General features: G+C 62.4%; 4 protein-coding genes. 2 read left to right on the top strand and 2 right to left on the bottom strand.

The genetic code is table 11. From position 1 onward, the window contains the following. Window positions 1-93: 93 nt before the first annotated feature. Complete coding sequence (locus ACFPOU_RS21495; RefSeq protein ID WP_379726301.1) at window positions 94-324, top strand: hypothetical protein; 231 nt, start codon at window positions 94-96, stop codon at window positions 322-324. Between the two features lie 11 nt (window positions 325-335). Continuing rightward, window positions 336-668: a helix-turn-helix domain-containing protein gene (locus ACFPOU_RS21490; protein ID WP_379726298.1), complete on the top strand. Its 333-nt coding sequence runs from the start codon at window positions 336-338 to the stop codon at window positions 666-668. Between the two features lie 325 nt (window positions 669-993). Here ACFPOU_RS21490 and ACFPOU_RS21485 read toward each other — a convergent pair whose 3' ends face one another. Both ACFPOU_RS21485 and ACFPOU_RS21480 read right to left on the bottom strand, forming a co-directional pair. Beyond that, on the bottom strand, window positions 994-1,836 hold the full coding sequence (locus ACFPOU_RS21485) for a nucleotidyl transferase AbiEii/AbiGii toxin family protein (protein WP_379726295.1): 843 nt from the start codon (window positions 1,834-1,836) through the stop codon (window positions 994-996). Further along, window positions 1,829-2,047, bottom strand: a complete 219-nt coding sequence (locus ACFPOU_RS21480; protein WP_379726292.1) for a hypothetical protein — start codon at window positions 2,045-2,047, stop codon at window positions 1,829-1,831. Before ACFPOU_RS21480 ends, ACFPOU_RS21485 begins: the two co-directional genes overlap by 8 nt. Between the last annotated feature and the right edge of the window lie 202 nt (window positions 2,048-2,249).

Here is a 2,249-nt window from a genome sequence, read left to right as displayed (position 1 = left end):
GGCTGCACCTGAGATATCAAAGCTGGCAGCATGAAGTGACACGACAACTTTGTTGACAACTACCGGCAGCGAATCACAGCCGTTCAGGACTTCTTGGCTGGCAAGGTGCGTCCCTTTGGCTTTACTGTCGACGACCTGGCGGGGAGCTCGTTTTCGGTGAGGGGCCGGTACCGCTTCCGAGTGGCCATCCACACCTTCACGTGGCGCGCAGATCTGCTCCAGCACTACCTCGACCTGAACACGGGCGGAACGCCGCACTCGGCCGAGGAAATCGAGCGGGTGCGCAAGCTGCGCGATTGCGCCCTTGACCAAAAGCAGAAGTAAGGAAAAATATCTTGTCACTAAAGGACCGGCTAAAAGAGGCACGAACGGAAGCCAACCTCACGCAACAGGCCTTAGCCGATCTCGCGTGCGTTGGTCAATCGACAATCGGATTGCTAGAGAGCGGCGAGCGCAAGACGGCGAGGAAGGTTTCCGAGATTGCCGCTGTCCTCCGCGTCGAACCGCTATGGCTGTCCACAGGAAAGGGGCCGAAGCGTACGGACGGAACAAAGCGGGACGTAGGTCCGGTGTTGTCGCCTCTCGTGCTCGCGCTGGCACAAAAGCTGGCTCTGGTGCCGAAAGAGAAGTTAAGAGCAGTTTCGCTGCTCCTCGATACCGAGTTGTAAAATTTACGGATGGTCTGCGCAGGAATTGCGGACCAGTTGAGGGCTTAGGAGGGGGCATGGCAGAGCTTGACGGAGCAGATCTACGTGATGGTCCAGAACATCAAAGCGCCCTGCCTTTGGATGTCCCATGCCCGCACTGCTGCGCAACCGTGGGCTGGCCTTGCAAGCGGCGATCGTCCGGCGCGTTCTCTCCTGTCAACCTGGCGCGCTGGAAAGCCGTCGGCATAAACGCACCTGGGGCGGACATTTTGCGTAACCGGAAGGACGAGCTAAAGCGTGCAGCCGAGAGGCCGCGGCCCAAGATACGCGGTCCGCGGCTGCCCGACTAGCTGGCCGGGCGATCGATGCTTGGAGCATCCCTGTTCTCGTCCGCGCTCTCGCGCGCTGCCGGCGTCGTGAGCACGCGGCCATACACGGCCCGCACGCCGCGCGCCACCGAGGTGATCTCCGCAGCAGTATTCGCGCCCGCCAGCCTGGACGACGGGGCGAACGAGGCCTCGCCACGCAGCACGGCCGGGATCTTCTCCACAAGCTCGGGCGCCATGTGCATTTTGGCCAGACACTGGCCCAGGTAGGCACGATCGCTGATCATCTCGATCGCTCCCTGGAATGCACGATCGGCCGATGCGCCGTAGGCCTGGCGCACCTTATCCCAGGCCGCCGTCGGCACCTCACCCCAGTGGCCGATCATCATGGCCAGGTCGATGATATCGCGGCTCGCCACCGCCTTGTCACGGTAGCGGTCGGCGTTGGCCAGCAGCTTCTCCGCGTACATGTCGGCGCGCGTGAGCGTCGGCACGCCGGTTACCGGGTTCATCTCGCCCCCGATCTCGATGCGCCCCTCGCTAACGATCTCGAACTTCACGGGCACGCCGTCGACGCGCAGGAATGTGCGGATGCCGTAGCGGTCTGCTCGCACGTCTCGCGCCAACTCCACCGGCCGCGAGAAGATCGCGCCCAGGGACGAGTCGTGAATCGTGTTGCGCAGCTCGCGGTAGCCCTCCTGGGAGGCGCAGAGGAAGTCGATGTCGACCGATTCCCGGTATTCGTTCAGGGCAAGCACGATCGCCGTGCCGCCGCCGAAGAAGCACTTGTTCTGGGCGAGGAAGTCGGTATCGAGGGCCGACAGGAGCGTCTGGATGCGATTATGGTGGTCGCGCTCAAACATTCATGAGCCCATGGCCACAGGTTTCGGTCAGGCCGTCGATCAGCTCGCGCTCATTTTCGTCCAGGAGATCCGGGTCGACGAAGCGCCAGTTGCTTTCGTAGAGTCCGAAGGCCTCTTCCGCCGTGATGACGTCGCCCGGCCGCCGGCTCCAGGCGAGGAGCGCCAGTTGCGGGTAGTCTCCGATCGTCAGGGTGGCAGGTGGGGTCTTCATAGGGACGATTATGGGTCTTCCGGCCAGAAAGTCAACGGCCGGCCCTCGCGCTGCAGCGTTGAGCACGCGGGTACTGAAATAGGCCATCGGATGTTACAAAGCGGCCGGTGTCAGCGCGGCGCCGTGCTTTCGACGCTTGAATCGCCACGAGTTTACTAGACACTCGCGAGCCGCTGGAAATACTGCTTTTCATATTCGACCG

The sequence above is a fragment of the Massilia jejuensis genome, from assembly GCF_042656795.1.
Taxonomy (GTDB): Bacteria; Pseudomonadota; Gammaproteobacteria; order Burkholderiales; family Burkholderiaceae_D; genus Telluria; species Telluria jejuensis.
This window is presented reverse-complemented; position numbering and strand designations above follow the sequence as displayed.